Origin of the sequence: Serinicoccus chungangensis (genome assembly GCF_001483745.1) — a bacterium.
GTDB lineage: Bacteria > Actinomycetota > Actinomycetes > Actinomycetales > Dermatophilaceae > Ornithinicoccus > Ornithinicoccus chungangensis_A.
Genome location: NZ_LQBL01000011.1, coordinates 44,503 through 60,062 on the forward strand (window position 1 = coordinate 44,503; position 15,560 = coordinate 60,062).

Below are 15,560 nucleotides of genomic sequence, written 5' to 3' on the forward strand. Positions count from 1 at the left end.
TCGCGGCGCCCGGGTGGGGCCATGGGCGACCATTCGCGGCGCTCGGTGGGGCCATCGGCAACCACTGGCGGCGCTCGGTGGGGCCAGGGGCAACCATTCGCGACGCTCGGTGGGGCCAGGGGCAACCATTCGCGGCGCCCGGTGGGTCGGCGGCGGAGCCGCTAGCCGGGCGGGGGCAGGTCGCGGTGGGTGCGGGCGCGCAGCGGCTTGAGCACCGGGCGCCGGCCGACGTGCCGCTCGACCGCGAGCTCGTAGGAGCGGACCAGCGACTCGGTCGAGGCCCGCCAGGAGTGGGTCTGCGCGTCCGCGCGGGCGGCCGCGCCCATCCGGTCCTTGAGCCCCGGCTCGAGCAGGACGCGGTGCAGACGGTCGGCATACCCCGCCGTGTCGCCCGGCTCGACGAGGAAGCCGGTGACGCCGTCGTCGATGACGAAGGGGATGCCTCCGGCCCGGGCCCCGACGACCGGCACGCCGCTGGCCATGGACTCCAGCGCCACCAGCCCGAGCGTCTCGGTGGTGGACGGGAAGGCGAAGGCGTCGGCGCTGGCGTAGGCCGCGGCCAGCTCCTCGCCGGCGAGGTAGCCGGTGAAGACGGTCGGGGTGCCGGCGAACATCGCCTCGAGCTCCTGACGCGCCGGCCCCGACCCGACGAAGGCCAGCCGCACCCCCTCACCGGCCAGCGCGCGGATGGGCTCGAGCAGCTGGTCGAGGTCCTTCTCCCGGGAGAGCCGCCCGACGTAGAGCACGAGCGGCGCCTCCGGGTGCCCGCCGGTGAGCCGCTCGCGCATCTCCCTGCTGCGTCGGGAGGGGTGGTAGCCCTCGGTGTCGACGGCCTTGGGCCACAGGTCGACCTCCCGGATCCCCACCTCGCGGGCCCGCTGCACCATCTGCGCGGACGTGCACAGGTTGACCTCGGCCAGGTTGTGCATCCCGGTGATCCACGCCTCGCTCGGCGCGCGCAGCAGGTGCAGCCCGTTGCCGAGCCGCGTGGTGTAGGAGGGCACGTCGGTGTGGAAGCTGGCGAGCAGCGGCAGGTTGCGCCGCCGGGCTGAGATGACGCCGTAGGCCGCGAGCCACACCGGGTTGACGGCGTGCACGATGTCGGGGTGGAAGGCCTGCATGCCGCGCGCGATGCGGGCGGTCGGCAGCCCGACCATGATCTCGGGGTACCACGGCTGGAACGACACCGACCGGACCTTGACCACGCGGTGCGGCCCGTAGCGGGCCGGCGGCTCGCCCGGCGCGAAGACGAGCGCCTCGTGGCCGAGGTCGGCAAGCTGGTCCAGGGTGCGGGTGACCCGCGTGACGACCCCGTCGACCTTGGGCAGGAAGACCTCGGTGAAGAGGGCGATGCGCATCCGGTATGCCGTCGCCGGGCTCAGGCCGTGCGTTCCACGGCGGCCCCGCGCGAGGCCGGCACGCCGGCCTGCTGCCGGGAGGTCCACACCGAGGTGCAGGGGATCTTGTCGAGGTCCGCGCGGTCGGCGTAGCGCCGGGCGACGTCCTCGACCTCCATGAGCAGGCCCTCCTCGAGCAGCGTCGGCTGCAGGCCGAGGTCGAGGAAGGTCTCGTTGTGCACGTGCAGCTCGTTCTCGGCCGCCTCGTGGCGGGGGTTGGGGACGAGCTCGACCTCGGCGTCGCTGATCCGGGCCACGAGCTCGGCCAGGTCGCGCACCCGGTGGGTCTCGGTCATCTGGTTGAAGATCTTGACGCGCTCGCCCGTGGCGGGCGGGTTCTCCAGGGCGATCTGCACGCACCGCACCATGTCGCGGATGTGGATGAAGGCCCGGGTCTGGCCGCCGGTGCCGTGCACGGTGAGCGGGTAGCCGACGGCGGCCTGCATGAGGAAGCGGTTGAGCACCGTGCCGTAGTCGCCGTCGTAGTCGAAACGGTTGACGAGGCGCTCGTCCCGCATCGTCTGCTCGGTGTGGGTGCCCCAGATGATGCCCTGGTGCAGGTCGGTGATGCGCAGCGCGTCGTTCTTGGCGTAGTAGGCGAAGAGCTGCTGGTCCAGGCACTTCGTCATGTGGTAGATCGAGCCCGGGTTGGTGGGGTAGAGGATCTCCTGCGCCACCCGCGTGCCGTCCTCCGCGGCGATCTCGACGTCGAGGTAGCCCTCGGGGATCGCCATACCGGCCGTGCCGTAGCCGTAGACGCCCATGGTCCCCAGGTGCACCAGGTGCGCGTCCAGGCCCGTCTCGACCATGGCGCAGAGCAGGTTGTGCGTGGCGTTGGTGTTGTTGTCGACGGTGAAGCGCTTGTGCCTCGCCGACTTCATCGAGTAGGGGGCCGAGCGCTGCTCGGCGAAGTGCACGACCGCGTCCGGGCGCCGCTCGTCGAGGAGGGCGACCAGGCCGTCGTAGTCCTGCGCGAGGTCGAGCTCGACGAGCTCCATCGGCCGGCCGCCGACCTGCTCCCAGGCGGCCAGGCGCTCCTCCGGGCTCGCGATCGGGGTGAGCGAGGAGGCCCCCAGCTCCTCGTCGATGCGTCGGCGGACGAGGTTGTCGACGATGACCACGTCGTGGCCGAGGTCGGACAGGTGCAGCGCCGCGGGCCAGCCGCAGAAGCCGTCACCGCCGAGGACAGCGATCTTCACGGGTGACTCCTTGACGTCGGGGGCGGGCCACGGGCCGCGCGCATGCTCGGGTCAAGGTATCAATGCCGCCGGGGAGGACGGGTGTCGCCGGACCGGGGCGGGCCGGAAAACGGGTGGGGACGACCGGCCGTGGGCAGGCAGGATGGACCCCATGGGACACGTCGACGTCGCGGCCGTGGGCTACACGCTGCCCGACGGCCGCCCGCTGCTGCGCGACATCGGGCTGCGCGTCGGCGACGGGGCACGGGTCGCCCTCGTCGGGCCGAACGGCAGCGGCAAGACCACGCTGCTGCGGATCGTCGCCGACGAGCTGCGCCCGCACGAGGGCTCGGTGTCCCGCAGCGGCGGCCTCGGCGTCATGCCGCAGCTCATCGGCACGATGGGCCGCGAGGTCGGCGCCGGCGACGAGCCGCCGACCGTCCGCGACCTGCTCGTGTCCGTGGCCCCGGCACGCATCCGCGCGGCCGCCCGCGCGCTGGACGCCGCCGAGCTCGCGGTGATGACCGTCGACGACGAGCCGGCCCAGCTCGCCTACGCCCAGGCGCTGGCCGACTGGGCCGACGTCGGCGGCTACGGTCAGGAGACGCTCTGGGACGTCTGCACGGTCGCGGCCCTCGGCATACCCTTCGAGCGGGCGCAGTGGCGGGGGACCGACACCCTCTCCGGCGGGGAGCAGAAGCGGCTGGCGCTGGAGGCGCTGCTGCGCGGCCCGGAGGAGGTGCTGCTCCTGGACGAGCCGGACAACTACCTGGACGTCCCCGGCAAGCGGTGGCTCGAGGAGCAGCTGCGGGCGAGCCCCAAGACCGTCCTGCTCGTCAGCCACGACCGCGAGCTGCTGGCCCGCGCCGCGACCCGGGTGGCCACGCTCGAGCCGGGGGCCGCGGGCAGCACGCTCTGGGTGCACCCGGGCAGCTTCGCCACCTGGCACGAGGCGCGCGCCGAGCGCACCGCGCGGCTGGAGGAGGCCCGGCGGCGGTGGGACGAGGAGCACGCCTCGCTGCGCGCCCTCATGCTGCGCTACAAGGCCAAGGCCGCCTACAACGCCGACATGGCCAGCCAGTACCAGGCGGCGCAGACCCGGCTGCGCCGCTTCGAGGAGGCCGGGCCGCCAGAGGCGGTGAGCCACGAGCAGCGGGTCCGGATGCGGCTGCGCGGTGGGCGGACCGCCAAGCGGGCCGTCGTCTGCGAGGGCCTGGAGCTGACCGGGCTCATGCAGCCCTTCGACCTGGAGGTCTGGTACGGCGATCGGGTGGCCGTCCTCGGCTCCAACGGGTCGGGCAAGTCCCACCTGCTGCGGCTGCTCGCGGCCGGGGGCAGCGACCCCGAGCCGGGGCAGCGCCCGGTGGGCGACGTCGTCCCGGCGCCGGTCCGGCACACCGGGGTGGCGCGGCTCGGCGCGCGGGTGCGGCCGGGCTGGTTCGCCCAGACGCACGACCACCCGGCCCTGCGCGGGCGCACGCTGCTGGAGATCCTGCACCGCGGCGACGAGCACCGACGGGGTATGCCGCGTGAGGAGGCCGCGCGGGCGCTCGACCGCTACGAGCTCGCGCGGGCCGGGGAGCAGCGCTTCGAGTCGCTCTCGGGCGGCCAGCAGGCGCGGCTGCAGATCCTGCTGCTGGAGCTGTCCGGGGCGACCCTGCTGCTGCTCGACGAGCCCACCGACAACCTCGACCTGCACTCGGCCGAGGCGCTGCAGGAGGGGCTGGACGCCTTCGAGGGCACGGTGCTCGCGGTCACCCACGACCGGTGGTTCGCCGCGTCCTTCGACCGCTTCCTCGTCCTCGCCGCCGACGGCCGCGTGCGGGAGACCGACGGTCCGGTCTGGGACGAGGGGCGGGTGGCGCGGGCCCGCTGACGTCGGTGCCCGACTGACCGCCGGTTGGTCGTCCGGCAGCCGGTTGGTCAACGGTCAGCCTGTTCGAGGAGGCTGTCAGATGACCAACCGGCTGGGAGACGCCCCGCGGGCAACGGGCGCCGGTGGGCCGGTGGCTCAGCCCTCGTCCGGGCGGGCGGCCAGGGTCACCGTGACCTCGGCCTGCTCGCCGTCGCGGATGTAGGCCACCCGGGCCTCGTCGCCGGCACCGCGCTCGCGGACCTGGCCGACGAGGGCGGTCGCGCTGGTGACCGGCTCGTCGTCGATGCCGACGATGAGGTCGCCGGACCGCATACCGGCACCCTCGGCGGGGGAGCCCGGCTCTACCTGGGTGACGGCGGCGCCGGTGAGGGTGGCGCCGTCCACCTCGGCCTGGGCGTTGTCCAGACCGACGCCGAGGAAGGAGTGGGTCGCCGTGCCCGAGTCGATGAGCTGCTCGACGATGAGCTGCACCTTGCCGGAGGGGATGGCGAAGCCGATGCCGATGGAGCCGCTCTGCCCGGTGCCCCCCGTCGGGAGCGAGGCGATGGAGGAGTTGATGCCCACCAGCTCACCGGCCGCGTTGACGAGGGCGCCGCCGGAGTTGCCGGGGTTGATCGCGGCGGAGGTCTGGATGGCGTTGGTCACCACCGCGGCCCCCGGGTCGGCCGGGTCCGAGGACGACCCCTGCGTGGTCACCGGGCGGTCGAGGGCGCTGACGATGCCGGTCGTGACCGTCCCCGACAGCCCCAGCGGGTTGCCGACGGCCATGACCGGGTCACCGACGCCCAGCGCGCTGTCGTCGCCCAGGGCGATGGGCTGCAGGTCGTCCGGCACGGTGCCGAGCTGCAGGGTCGCGAGGTCGCTGGAGGGGTCGCTGCCGATGACCTCGGCCGGGTAGGACCGACCACCGGGCAGCGTCACCTGCACCTGCTGGGCGCCGGCGACGACGTGCGCGTTGGTGACGATGTGACCCTCGGTGTCCCACACCACGCCCGACCCGGAACCCTCGCCGGCCGCGCCGGCCACCGCGATGGAGACGGTGCTGGGGGTCACGGCCTCGGCGACGGAGGCCCAGTCCTGCTCCCCGGAGAGGGAGACCGTCGTCCCGCGGGCGTCGCCGCTGGCCGTGCCGTCGCCCTCACCCGACGCGGTGCTCTGCGTGCTCGGCGAGTCGCCAGCCAGCTCGACGGCGGCGAAGGTGCCGCCGGAGGCGAGCAGGGCCGCGAGGACGCTCGCGACCGCGATGTCGCCGTAGCGCCGGCGCCGGCGCGGCGGGGTGGGCTGCTGCCAGCCGGACGCCGCGGCGCCCTGGTGCGCCGCGGCATACCCCTGGTGCGGGGCGCTGGCCTGGGGCGTCGCGGTGGGCACGGGGGCGGTGGCGTCGCCGGGGTGCTGCGCGTACCCCGGGCCCTGGTGCCCGGTGGTGGGGACGGGGGCGGTGGCGTCGTCGGAGCTCTGCCCGTACGCCGGGCCCTGCGGGTCGTGCTCTGGGGTGGTCATGGGTCCCATGAGACCACCCGCAGGTCGGTGCCGCCTGGGTGTCGACTAGGAATCTGCTGGACGTCGGTCCGCGGGCAGCTCCACCCGGAAGGTCGCGCCCCCGCCGGGGGTGGGGTGGTGCCGCACCGACCCCTGGTGACGGCCCACGATGGCGGCGACGATGGCCAGGCCGAGACCGGTCCCGCCGGAGGCCCGGCTGCGCGACTTGTCGGCGCGGTAGAACCGCTCGAAGACCCGCTCGGCGGTGTCCTCGTCCAGCCCGGTGCCGTGGTCGCGCACCTCCACCGCGACGGTGCCGTCGACCCGGCCGACCGCCACCTCGACCGCCGTGCCCCCGGGGGTGTGCGCGAGGGCGTTGGCCACGAGGTTGGTGAGCACCTGCCGCAGCGCGCCGTCCTCCCCGACGACCACGGGCGGGACGTCCGGCAGGCTGCCGGCCAGGGGCACGAGGCGCACGGTCCGGTCCGGCGCCCGCACCCGGGCGTCCTGCACGACGTCGGAGGCGAGCACGGTCAGGTCCACCCGGGTCGGCGCCATCTGCGGCTGGGAGTCCCAGCGGGTCAGCGTCAGCAGGTCCTCCACCAGCCGGGTCATCCGGGTGGCCTCGTCCTCGATCCGGCGCATCGCCCCGGCGACGTCCTCGGGGTCGGACATCGCCCCGAAGCGGTGCAGCTCGGCATACCCCTTGACCGTGGCGAGCGGCGTGCGCAGCTCGTGGGACGCGTCCGCGACGAAGTCCCGCATCCGCTGCTCGGACGCCTCGCGGACGGCGAAGGAGTGCTCGATGCGGGCGAGCATGCGGTTGAGCGAGTCCGACAGCGAGCCGACCTCGTCGCGGACGCCGTGCGGCGGGATGCGCCGGGCGAGGTCGCCGCCGGCGATGGCGGCGGCGGTGTCCTCGATGCGGGTCAGCGGGCGGAAGGCGCGGCGCACCGCGAACCAGCCGAGCACCCCGACAACCACCATCGTCGTGAGGCCGATGACGATGGTGAGGAAGGCGAGCTGCCGGGTCGTGCTGTCGACCTCGTCCAGGGGGAGGGCGACCGCGATCGTCCCGGACACCAGTCCCTGCTCGTTCTCCAGCGGCAGGGCGAGCACCCGCCAGGTGCCCGCGCCCTGGTCGCTGCCGACGGTGAAGGGCTCGCCGAGGCGGCCGTCGTCGATGGCCACCCGGGACAGGTCCGGCGTGTCGTCCATGCCGCGGGAGGCGAGCGAGACCGGCGGCGCCGCGTCGTCCAGGGGGGTGAGCAGGATGTAGTAGGAGTTCGGCGGCAACCACAGCTCGGCGCTGGTGTCCTGCCGACCGGTGGCGTCCTCGAGCAGCTGGGCCGACACCCGCTCGGCGAGCGGGGTGATGTAGGTCTCCAGGTCGGTGTCCACCCGGTCGACCAGATAACCGCGCAGCATGGTGATGGTCACCGAGGTCGTGAGGAGGTAGGCGGCGAGGACGAGCAGGACCAGCACGGTCACCAGGCGTCGGGTGAGGGAGAGTCCGTGGAGCTTGGTGTAGGCGGCGCGGCGCAGGTGCTGCAGCACGGGAGCGGTATGCCGCCTCAGCGCGGCTCGCGCAGCACGTAGCCCACGCCGCGCTTGGTGTGGATGAGGGGTTCGCCGACCACGTCGATCTTGCGCCTCAGGTAGGAGATGTAGGACTCGACGATGTTCATCTCGCCCCTGAAGTCGTAGTCCCAGACGTGGTCCAGGATCTGGCTCTTGGAGAGCACCCGGCCCGGGTTGAGCATGAGGTAGCGCAGCAGCTTGAACTCCGTGGGGGAGACCTCGATGACCTTGCCGGCCCGGCGCACCTCGTGGCTGTCCTCGTCGAGCTCGAGGTCGGCCACCCGCAGCGCGTGGTCGTCGCCCTCGTCGGCCACCCGGGTGCGGCGCAGCACCGCACGGATGCGGGCCACGACCTCCTCCAGGCTGAACGGCTTGGTGACGTAGTCGTCACCGCCCACGGTCAGGCCCTTGATCTTGTCGTCGAGGGAGTCCTTGGCGGTGAGGAAGACGATGGGCAGGTCCAGACCGCGCTCGCGCAGCGTGCGGGTCACGGTGAAGCCGTCCATGTCCGGGAGCATGATGTCGAGCACGGCCAGGTCGAAGTCGTGCTCGCCGGAGAGCTGGAGCGCGCTGCGGCCGTCCGGCGCGGCGTGCACGGAGAAGCCGGCGAACCGCAGGCTCGTCGTGAGCAGCTCGCGGATGTTCGTCTCGTCCTCGACGACGAGGAGCGTGGCCTCCGGCTCGGTCTGGCTCGCGGTCATACACCCATGGTGCGCGCGCAGACTGGGACTTTCCTGGGAATCCGCTGCGCGCCCCTCCCGCACCGGACGCGTGCTCAGGCAGCACCGGACGCGCGCTCAAGCAGCACCGGACGCGTGCTCAGGCTCCACCGGACGTCTGTTCCGACTCCACCGGACGCGTGCTCAGGCTCCACCGGACACGCGCTTGGTGTGCTCCGGACTCGCGATGGGTGCGTCAGAGACCCGACCGTGCGTCCGGTGTATGCCGACCACGCGTCCGGTGCGTGCTGGCCACGCGTCCGGGGTATGCCGACCACGCGTCCGGTGCGTGCTGACGACGCGTCCGGTGCGGGAGGGAGGGGGTGTGGTCAGGCGGGGTCGGGGGCGGCGGCGTCGAGGTCGTCGGCGTCGACGATACGGTAGGCGTAGCCCTGCTCGGCGAGGAAGCGCTGCCGGTGGGCGGCGAACTCGGCGTCGACCGTGTCGCGCGCGACGAGGGTGTAGAAGTGCGCCGTCCGGCCGTCGCCCTTGGGCCGCAGGACGCGACCCAGCCGCTGGGCCTCCTCCTGGCGGGAGCCGAAGGTGCCGGACACCTGGATCGCCACGCTCGCCTCGGGGAGGTCGATGGAGAAGTTGGCGACCTTGCTCACGACGAGCAGGCTGATCTCACCTTCGCGGAACTGCCGGAACAGCTCCTGCCGCTGCGCCACGGTCGTCTCGCCGGTGATGAGCGGCGCGTCCAGGCGACCGGCGAGCTGCTCGAGCTGGTCGAGGTACTGCCCGATGACCAGCGTCGGCTGCCCCTCGTGCCGGCCGACCAGCTGCTCGACCACCGCGTCCTTCGCGGGGGCGCAGGCGGCGAACCGGTAGCGCTCGTCCGGCTCGGCGACGGCATACGCCATCCGCATGGAGTCGGACAGGCTGACCCTGACCTCGACGCAGTCGGCGGGCGCGATGTAGCCCTGCGCCTCGATGTCCTTCCACGGAGCGTCGAAGCGCTTGGGCCCGATGAGGGAGAAGACGTCGGACTCCCGGCCGTCCTCGCGCACCAGCGTGGCCGTCAGGCCGAGCCGACGCCGCGCCTGCAGGTCGGCGGTCATCCGGAAGATCGGCGCGGGCAGCAGGTGCACCTCGTCGTAGACGATGAGGCCCCAGTCGCGGGCGTCCAGCAGGTCGAGGTGCGGGTAGACACCCTTCCGCTTGAGCGTCAGCACCTGGTAGGTCGCGATCGTGACGGGGCGGATCTCCTTGCGGGACCCGGAGTACTCGCCGATCTCGTCCTCGGTCAGCGTCGTCCGCCGCAGCAGCTCCTCGCGCCACTGCCGGGCGCTCACCGTGTTGGTGACCAGGATCAGGGTCGTCGTCGACGAGCGGGCCATGGCCCCGGCGCCGACGAGCGTCTTGCCTGCGCCGCAGGGCAGCACGACCACGCCGGAGCCGCCGTCCCAGAAGCCGTCGACGGCCTGCTGCTGGTAGGGCCGCAGCGACCAGTCGGCCTGGTCCAGCCCGATCGGGTGCGCCTCGCCGTCGACGTAGCCGGCGAGGTCCTCGGCGGGCCAGCCGACCTTGAGCAGCTCCTGCTTGAGGTGCCCGCGCTCGGAGGCGTGGACCCGCACCGTGTCGTCGTCGACGCGGTCGCCGACGAGGGGCTGGATCTTCTTGTGCCGCAGCACTTCTGTCAGCACGGCGCGGTCGGTGGTGCGCAGGAGCAGGACGGGCTCGTCCTCGCCCTCCACGGACTCCTTGGTGAGCGTCAGCCGGCCGTACCGGGCCATGGTCTCGGCGACGTCCACCAGCAGCGACTGGGGGACGGGGTAGCGGCTGTGCTCGAGGAGCGCGTGCACGACCTGCTCGGCGTCGTGCCCGGCGGCGCGCGCGTTCCACAGGCCGAGCGGCGTGACCCGGTATGTGTGGACGTGCTCGGGCGCTCGCTCGAGCTCGGCGAAGGGCGCGATGTCGCGCCGCGCCGCCTCGGCGCTCTCGTGGTCGACCTCGAGGAGGAGGGTCTTGTCGGACTGGACGATCAGGGGGCCGTTCATCGTGCGCTCAACGGTATGCCGCCCCTCCCGCATTCCGCGCGGGGCCGAGGGCGCGGCGCTCGGTGGGGGCAGGGGCAGCCATTCGCGGCGCTCGGTGGGGGTGGGGGCCGAGGGCGCGGCGCTAGGTGGGGGCAGGGGCAGCCATTCGCGGCGCTCGGTGGGGGTGGGGGCAGCCATTGGCGGCGCTCGGTGGGGGTGGGGGCAGCCATTGGCGGTGCTCGGTGGGGGTGAGCGCAGCCATTCGCGGCGCTCGGTGGGGGTGAGGGCAACCTTTGGCGGCGCTCGGTGGGGGTGGGGGTAACCATTCGCGGTGCTCGGTGGGGGTGAGGGCGACCATTCGCGGCGCTCGGTGGGGGTGGTCCCGGGGCGGGTCTACACTGGTGGGGAACGACATACGCGCTCCGGGGTCGGTGCAACTCCGAGCCGGCGGTGACAGTCCGCGACCCGACCGCAGCCAGCGGCCGGTTGACCTGGTGCAACTCCAGGACCGACGGTGAAAGTCCGGAAGGGAGGCAGCGCGGGTCGGCGGGTTATCCCGTCGCCGTCTCGTCGGGCCGACGGCCCGACCTCGGCGACGACCCGCCCCGACCTCGTCCTCCCCACGCCCCCCGGGCATCGACCGGGAAGGACGTGAGGTGACCGCCACCCAGCAGTCGACGATCGCCGACGCCGTCCTGCGGCAAGCCCTGGACCGCGCCGTCGACCTGGCCCGCCGCGGGCCCGCCCGGGACCCCAACCCCCGCGTCGGCTGCGTCCTGCTCGCGCCGGACGGCTCGGTCGTCGCCGAGGGGGCCCACCGTGGCGCCGGCACCCCGCACGCCGAGACCGCCGCCCTGGCCGCGGCCGGTGACGCCGCCCGGGGAGCCACCGCCGTCGTGACCCTCGAGCCCTGCACGCACCACGGCCGCACCCCGCCGTGCGCCACCGCCCTCGTCGAGGCCGGCGTCTCGGCCGTGGTGTATGCCGTGCCCGACGTCACCGCCGCGGGCGGCGGTGCCCAGGTGCTCGCCGCCGGTGGGGTGGACGTGCGACGGGAGCCGCACCCCGGGGCCGAGGACCTGGTCGCGGACTGGGCCCGCGCCGCCTGCCTGGGCCGCCCGCACGTCACCTGGAAGATCGCCAGCACGCTCGACGGCCGGGTGGCCGCCGCCGACGGCACCAGCCGGTGGATCACCTCCCCCCAGGCCCGGTCCGCCGCGCACACCCTGCGCTCCCGGGTCGGTGCCGTGCTCGTGGGCACCGGCACCGCGCACGCCGACGACCCGGGCCTGACCGCCCGCGACGACGACGGCATGCTGGCGCCCGACCAGCCGCTGCGCGTCGTCGTCGGCACGCGCGACCTGCCGGTCGGCTCCCAGCTGGCCGCGGCCGTCGCGGCCGTCGCGGACGCCGCCGCCGGCCGCCGACCCGCCGACCACGACGCGGACGACCCCCGCCCCGGCGAGGTCGTCCATCTGCGCACCCACGACCCGGCCGAGGTGCTGGCCGACCTGCGGGCCCGGGGGGTGCACGGCGTGCTGCTCGAGGGGGGTCCGACGCTCGGCGGCGCCTTCTGGCGGGCCGGGCTGGTCGACGAGCTGCTCGTCCACCTCGCCCCTGCCCTGCTCGGCGCCGGCCCGCACGCCATACCCGACCTCGGGATCGGCACCATCGCCGACGCCGCCCGCCTCGAGCTGGTCGAGGTCACCACGCTCGGCCCCGACCTGCAGCTGCGGCTGCGCCCCACCACCCCCGCCCAGGAGGACTGATGTTCACCGGCATCGTCGAGGAGCTCGGCACGCTGCTCACCCGGACCGACGGCCCGGACGCCAGCGTCGTCGAGATCCGCGGCCCCCAGGTCGTCACCGACGCCACCCACGGTGCCTCGATCAGCGTCAACGGGGTCTGCCTGACCGTGACGCGGCACACCGACGAGGGCTTCGAGGCCGACGTCATGGCCGAGACCCTGGCCGTCACCACCCTCGGTGCGCTCGCCCCGGGCGACCCGGTCAACCTGGAGCGCTCGCTGCCGGTCACCGGGCGGCTCGGCGGCCACATCGTCCAGGGCCACGTCGACGGCACGACGACCGTGCTGTCCCGCACCCCGGGGGAGAGGTGGGAGGTGGTGCGGCTGGCGCTGCCGCCGCGCCTGGCGCGCTACGTCGCCCACAAGGGCTCGGTCGCCCTCGACGGGGTGTCGCTCACCGTGTCGGCGGTGGGGCCGGACTGGTTCGAGGTCTCGCTCATCCCCACCACGCTGGAGCTCACGACGCTGGGCCGCCGCCAGCCCGGTGACGCGCTCAACGTCGAGGTCGACATCCTCGCCAAGTATGCCGAGCGCCTGCTCGACCCGGAGCTGACCCGATGAGCGCCGCGGGACTGCCGCAGGCGCTGGCGGCGCTGCGGGAGGGGCGCCCGGTGCTCGTGCTCGACGACGAGGACCGGGAGAACGAGGGTGACGTGGTGCTCGCCGCCCAGACGCTGACCCCGGCGTGGACGGGGTGGGCGGTACGGCATACCTCGGGCTTCCTGTGCGCGCCGGTGCCGGCCGAGGTGGCCGACCGCCTCGAGCTGCCGCTCATGGTGCGCGACAACGAGGACCACCTGCGCACGGCCTACACCGTCACCGTCGACGCGGCGGTCGGCGTCACCACCGGCATCAGCGCCGGTGACCGCTGCCGCACCGCCCGCGTGCTCGCCGACCCGTCCAGCGGCCCGGCCGACCTGCGCCGGCCCGGGCACCTCATCCCGCTGCGCGCCCGCGCCGGCGGCGTGCTGGCCCGGCCCGGGCACACCGAGGCGACCGTCGACCTCTGCCGGCTCGCCGGGCTCGCGCCGGTCGGGGTCATCGGCGAGCTGGTCGACGACGAGGGCGAGATGCTGCGCGGGGCGCAGGTGCACGCCCTGGCCGCCGAGCACGACCTGCCGGTGATCACCATCGCCGAGCTCGTCGCCTACCGGCAGCGTCACGACCGGGTCGAGCGCGTCGCAAGCTCGGTCCTGCCGACGGAGCACGGCGAGCTGGTCGTCCACGGCTACCGCGACCTCGTCACCGGCGTCGAGCACCTCGCGCTGCTGGGGCAGCCGGGCCCCGGGCCGCGGCCGCTGGTGCGCGTGCACTCCGAGTGCCTCACGGGGGAGGCCCTGGGCTCGCGTCGCTGCGACTGCGGCCCGCAGCTGCAGGACGCCCTGGCCCGGGTCGCCCAGGAAGGGGGCGTGGTGGTCTACCTGCGCGGTCACGAGGGCCGCGGTGTCGGGATCATCGACAAGCTGCGCGCCTACGCCGAGCAGGACCACGGCCTCGACACCGTCGCCGCGCAGGAGGCGCTGGGGCTGCCGGTGGACGCCCGCGACCACACGGCCGCCGCCGCGATCCTCGAGGACCTCGGCCTGGCCGGTCGGCCGCTGCGCCTGCTGACGCACAACCCGGACAAGGTGGCGGCGCTGACCGGGCTGGGTCTCACCGTCGCCGAGACCGTGCCCTCCGGGCGGCCCGCGCCGGCCGAGGCGGCGGCATACCTGCGCACCAAGGTCGAGCGGCTCGGGCACCTGCCGCACCCGTCGGCCGAGGTGGCGCACCCCCCGACCGGCCCTTCTGGACATCGGTTCCTGGGCGACGGGTCCCAGAAACCGATGTCCAGAACCGACGGTCCCCGCAGGACCCACGAGAGCAGGAGCACAGCATGAGCGGCCACGGAGCCCCCACCCTCAGCGTCGACGGACGCGGCCTGCGGATCGCCGTGGTCGCGGCGTCCTGGCACACCACGGTCATGGACGGCCTGCTGGACGGGTCGAGACGGGCCCTGCGCGAGGCCGGCGTCGAGGACGTCCGGGAGGTGCGGGTGCCGGGCAGCTTCGAGCTGCCCGTCGCCGCCGCCCGCCTGGCCCGCGAGGGGTATGACGCGGTCGTCGCCCTCGGCGTCGTCGTCCGCGGGGGCACGCCGCACTTCGACTACGTGTGCCAGGCTGCGACCTCCGGGCTCACCCAGGTGAGTGTGGACACCGGCGTCCCGGTGGGCTTCGGCGTCCTGACCTGCGACGACGAGGCCCAGGCGCTGGACCGTGCGGGGCTGTCCGGGTCGCAGGAGGACAAGGGCCACGAGGCCGCCACCGCCGCCGTCGCCACCGCGCTCGCCCTGCGCTGAGCCGGGCCTCCAGCGCCAACGGTCTCTGCCGCGGCCGCGGGGCCGACGACACGCCCGGCCGGACCGGCTCAGCCGTTCACGTGAACGCCTGGGCCGACGACACTCCCGGCCGGACCGGCTCAGCCGTTCACGTGAACGCCTGGGCCGACGACACGTCCATACCCCTCGGTCCTCCTGGTCTCCTGCACCCTGGCCGTCCCCCGTCACGGACAGTCCTGCCCCTACGGCATCTGACAGGCTGGCGACATGACGCGCACGCTGCCGATGACCGAGCCGACGACAGGGATGCCGGACCGGGTGACCATCTACGAGGTCGGTCCGCGCGACGGCCTGCAGAACGAGAAGTCGGTCGTGCCCACGCCGGTCAAGGCCGAGTTCGTGCGGCGCCTGCTGGCCGCCGGGCTGGGCACGGTCGAGCTCACCAGCTTCGTCCCGCAACGGTGGGTGCCCCAGCTGGGCGACGCCGAGGAGCTGCTCGACCTGCTGGGCGAGGACGGTGTGGGGCAGCAGCGCCCGGTCCTCGTCCCCAACGAGCGGGGCCTCGACCGGGCGCTGGAGAAGGGCGTCACCTCGGTCGCGATCTTCGGCAGCGCCACCGAGACCTTCGCGCAGAAGAACCTCAACCGCTCGGTGGCCGAGTCGGTGGAGATGTTCGCCCCGGTCGTGAAGCGGTCCCTCGACGCCGGCGCCTGGGTGCGCGCCTACGTCTCGATGTGCTTCGGCGACCCGTGGGAGGGGCCGGTGCCGGTCGAGCAGGTGGTGGACGCCTGCTCCCGCCTCATGGACCTCGGCTGCGACCAGCTGTCCCTCGGCGACACGATCGGTGTCGGGACGAGCGGGCACGTCCTGCGGCTGCTCGACGCCCTGGACGAGGCGGGGATCGGTATGGAGCAGGTCGCCGTCCACTTCCACGACACCTACGGCCAGGCGCTCGCCAACACCCTGACCGCCATCCGTCGTGGCGTGCGGGTCGTCGACGCGTCGACCGGCGGGCTCGGCGGGTGCCCCTACGCGAGGTCGGCCACCGGCAACCTGGCCACCGAGGACCTGGTGTGGGCGCTGGACGGGCTGGGCATCGAGCACGGCGCCGACCTGGACGCCCTCGTCGCCACGAGCACCTGGATGGCCGAGCAGCTCGGCCGTCCCGCCCCCTCGCGGGTGGTCACGGCGCTCGCGGGCGACTGAGCCGTCGCGGGGGCCGCGCCG

Annotated in this window: 12 protein-coding genes and 1 riboswitch; of the genes, 6 read left to right on the plus strand and 6 right to left on the minus strand. The window is 74.2% G+C overall.

Translation table 11 applies throughout. From position 1 onward, the window contains the following. Positions 1–161: 161 nt before the first annotated feature. Complete coding sequence (locus AVL62_RS04725) at positions 162–1,358, minus strand: glycosyltransferase family 4 protein (protein ID WP_058890658.1); 1,197 nt, start codon at positions 1,356–1,358, stop codon at positions 162–164. A 20-nt stretch (positions 1,359–1,378) separates the two neighbouring features. Further along, positions 1,379–2,596 (minus strand): NAD-dependent epimerase/dehydratase family protein, encoded by a 1,218-nt coding sequence (locus AVL62_RS04730; protein WP_058890523.1) that lies wholly within the window; start codon positions 2,594–2,596, stop codon positions 1,379–1,381. 151 nt (positions 2,597–2,747) lie between these two features. Between AVL62_RS04730 and AVL62_RS04735 the strand changes: the two genes are divergently transcribed. Then, complete coding sequence (locus AVL62_RS04735) at positions 2,748–4,451, plus strand: ABC-F family ATP-binding cassette domain-containing protein (protein WP_058890524.1); 1,704 nt, start codon at positions 2,748–2,750, stop codon at positions 4,449–4,451. A 135-nt stretch (positions 4,452–4,586) separates the two neighbouring features. Here the strand turns inward: AVL62_RS04735 and AVL62_RS04740 are convergent, their stop codons facing one another. From AVL62_RS04740 to AVL62_RS04755, 4 genes are all read right to left on the minus strand, one after another. After that, entirely contained in the window at positions 4,587–5,951 is a 1,365-nt protein-coding gene (locus AVL62_RS04740; RefSeq protein ID WP_083518717.1) for a S1C family serine protease, read from the minus strand. Between the two features lie 45 nt (positions 5,952–5,996). After that, a complete protein-coding gene (locus AVL62_RS04745) occupies positions 5,997–7,487 on the minus strand; it encodes a sensor histidine kinase (RefSeq protein ID WP_058890525.1) in 1,491 nt (496 codons plus the stop codon). A 17-nt stretch (positions 7,488–7,504) separates the two neighbouring features. Then, entirely contained in the window at positions 7,505–8,212 is a 708-nt protein-coding gene (locus tag AVL62_RS04750; RefSeq protein ID WP_058890526.1) for a response regulator transcription factor, read from the minus strand. Positions 8,213–8,559: 347 nt separating this feature from the next. Further along, positions 8,560–10,230, minus strand: coding sequence for a DNA repair helicase XPB (locus AVL62_RS04755; protein ID WP_058890527.1), 1,671 nt, complete (start codon positions 10,228–10,230; stop codon positions 8,560–8,562). Positions 10,231–10,622: 392 nt separating this feature from the next. Continuing rightward, a riboswitch (FMN riboswitch) is annotated at positions 10,623–10,753 on the plus strand. A 112-nt stretch (positions 10,754–10,865) separates the two neighbouring features. Between AVL62_RS04755 and ribD the strand changes: the two genes are divergently transcribed. The 5 genes from ribD (at position 10,866) to AVL62_RS04780 (ending at position 15,539) form a co-directional block, all read left to right on the plus strand. Further along, positions 10,866–11,978, plus strand: coding sequence for a bifunctional diaminohydroxyphosphoribosylaminopyrimidine deaminase/5-amino-6-(5-phosphoribosylamino)uracil reductase RibD (gene ribD, locus AVL62_RS04760; RefSeq protein WP_083518697.1), 1,113 nt, complete (start codon positions 10,866–10,868; stop codon positions 11,976–11,978). Continuing rightward, positions 11,978–12,577, plus strand: coding sequence for a riboflavin synthase (locus tag AVL62_RS04765; protein WP_058890528.1), 600 nt, complete (start codon positions 11,978–11,980; stop codon positions 12,575–12,577). Before ribD ends, AVL62_RS04765 begins: the two co-directional genes overlap by 1 nt. After that, entirely contained in the window at positions 12,574–13,896 is a 1,323-nt protein-coding gene (gene ribB, locus AVL62_RS04770; RefSeq protein ID WP_058890529.1) for a 3,4-dihydroxy-2-butanone-4-phosphate synthase, read from the plus strand. The genes AVL62_RS04765 and ribB overlap by 4 nt, the downstream gene beginning before the upstream one ends. Further along, complete coding sequence (gene ribH / locus AVL62_RS04775; protein ID WP_058890530.1) at positions 13,893–14,354, plus strand: 6,7-dimethyl-8-ribityllumazine synthase; 462 nt, start codon at positions 13,893–13,895, stop codon at positions 14,352–14,354. The genes ribB and ribH overlap by 4 nt, the downstream gene beginning before the upstream one ends. 246 nt (positions 14,355–14,600) lie before the next feature. Continuing rightward, entirely contained in the window at positions 14,601–15,539 is a 939-nt protein-coding gene (locus tag AVL62_RS04780) for a hydroxymethylglutaryl-CoA lyase (RefSeq protein ID WP_058890531.1), read from the plus strand. The last annotated feature ends 21 nt before the right edge of the window (positions 15,540–15,560 follow it).

What these genes read in the sequence shown, in the direction of transcription:
- AVL62_RS04740 (WP_083518717.1), bottom strand. Translation starts at nt 5,951, where the DNA reads ATGACCACCCCAGAGCACGACCCGCAGGGCCCGGCGTACGGGCAGAGC.
- AVL62_RS04725 (WP_058890658.1), bottom strand. Translation starts at nt 1,358, where the DNA reads ATGCGCATCGCCCTCTTCACCGAGGTCTTCCTGCCCAAGGTCGACGGG.
- AVL62_RS04755 (WP_058890527.1), bottom strand. Translation starts at nt 10,230, where the DNA reads ATGAACGGCCCCCTGATCGTCCAGTCCGACAAGACCCTCCTCCTCGAG.
- AVL62_RS04735 (WP_058890524.1), top strand. Translation starts at nt 2,748, where the DNA reads ATGGGACACGTCGACGTCGCGGCCGTGGGCTACACGCTGCCCGACGGC.
- AVL62_RS04780 (WP_058890531.1), top strand. Translation starts at nt 14,601, where the DNA reads ATGACGCGCACGCTGCCGATGACCGAGCCGACGACAGGGATGCCGGAC.
- ribB (WP_058890529.1), top strand. Translation starts at nt 12,574, where the DNA reads ATGAGCGCCGCGGGACTGCCGCAGGCGCTGGCGGCGCTGCGGGAGGGG.
- AVL62_RS04750 (WP_058890526.1), bottom strand. Translation starts at nt 8,212, where the DNA reads ATGACCGCGAGCCAGACCGAGCCGGAGGCCACGCTCCTCGTCGTCGAG.
- ribH (WP_058890530.1), top strand. Translation starts at nt 13,893, where the DNA reads ATGAGCGGCCACGGAGCCCCCACCCTCAGCGTCGACGGACGCGGCCTG.
- AVL62_RS04765 (WP_058890528.1), top strand. Translation starts at nt 11,978, where the DNA reads ATGTTCACCGGCATCGTCGAGGAGCTCGGCACGCTGCTCACCCGGACC.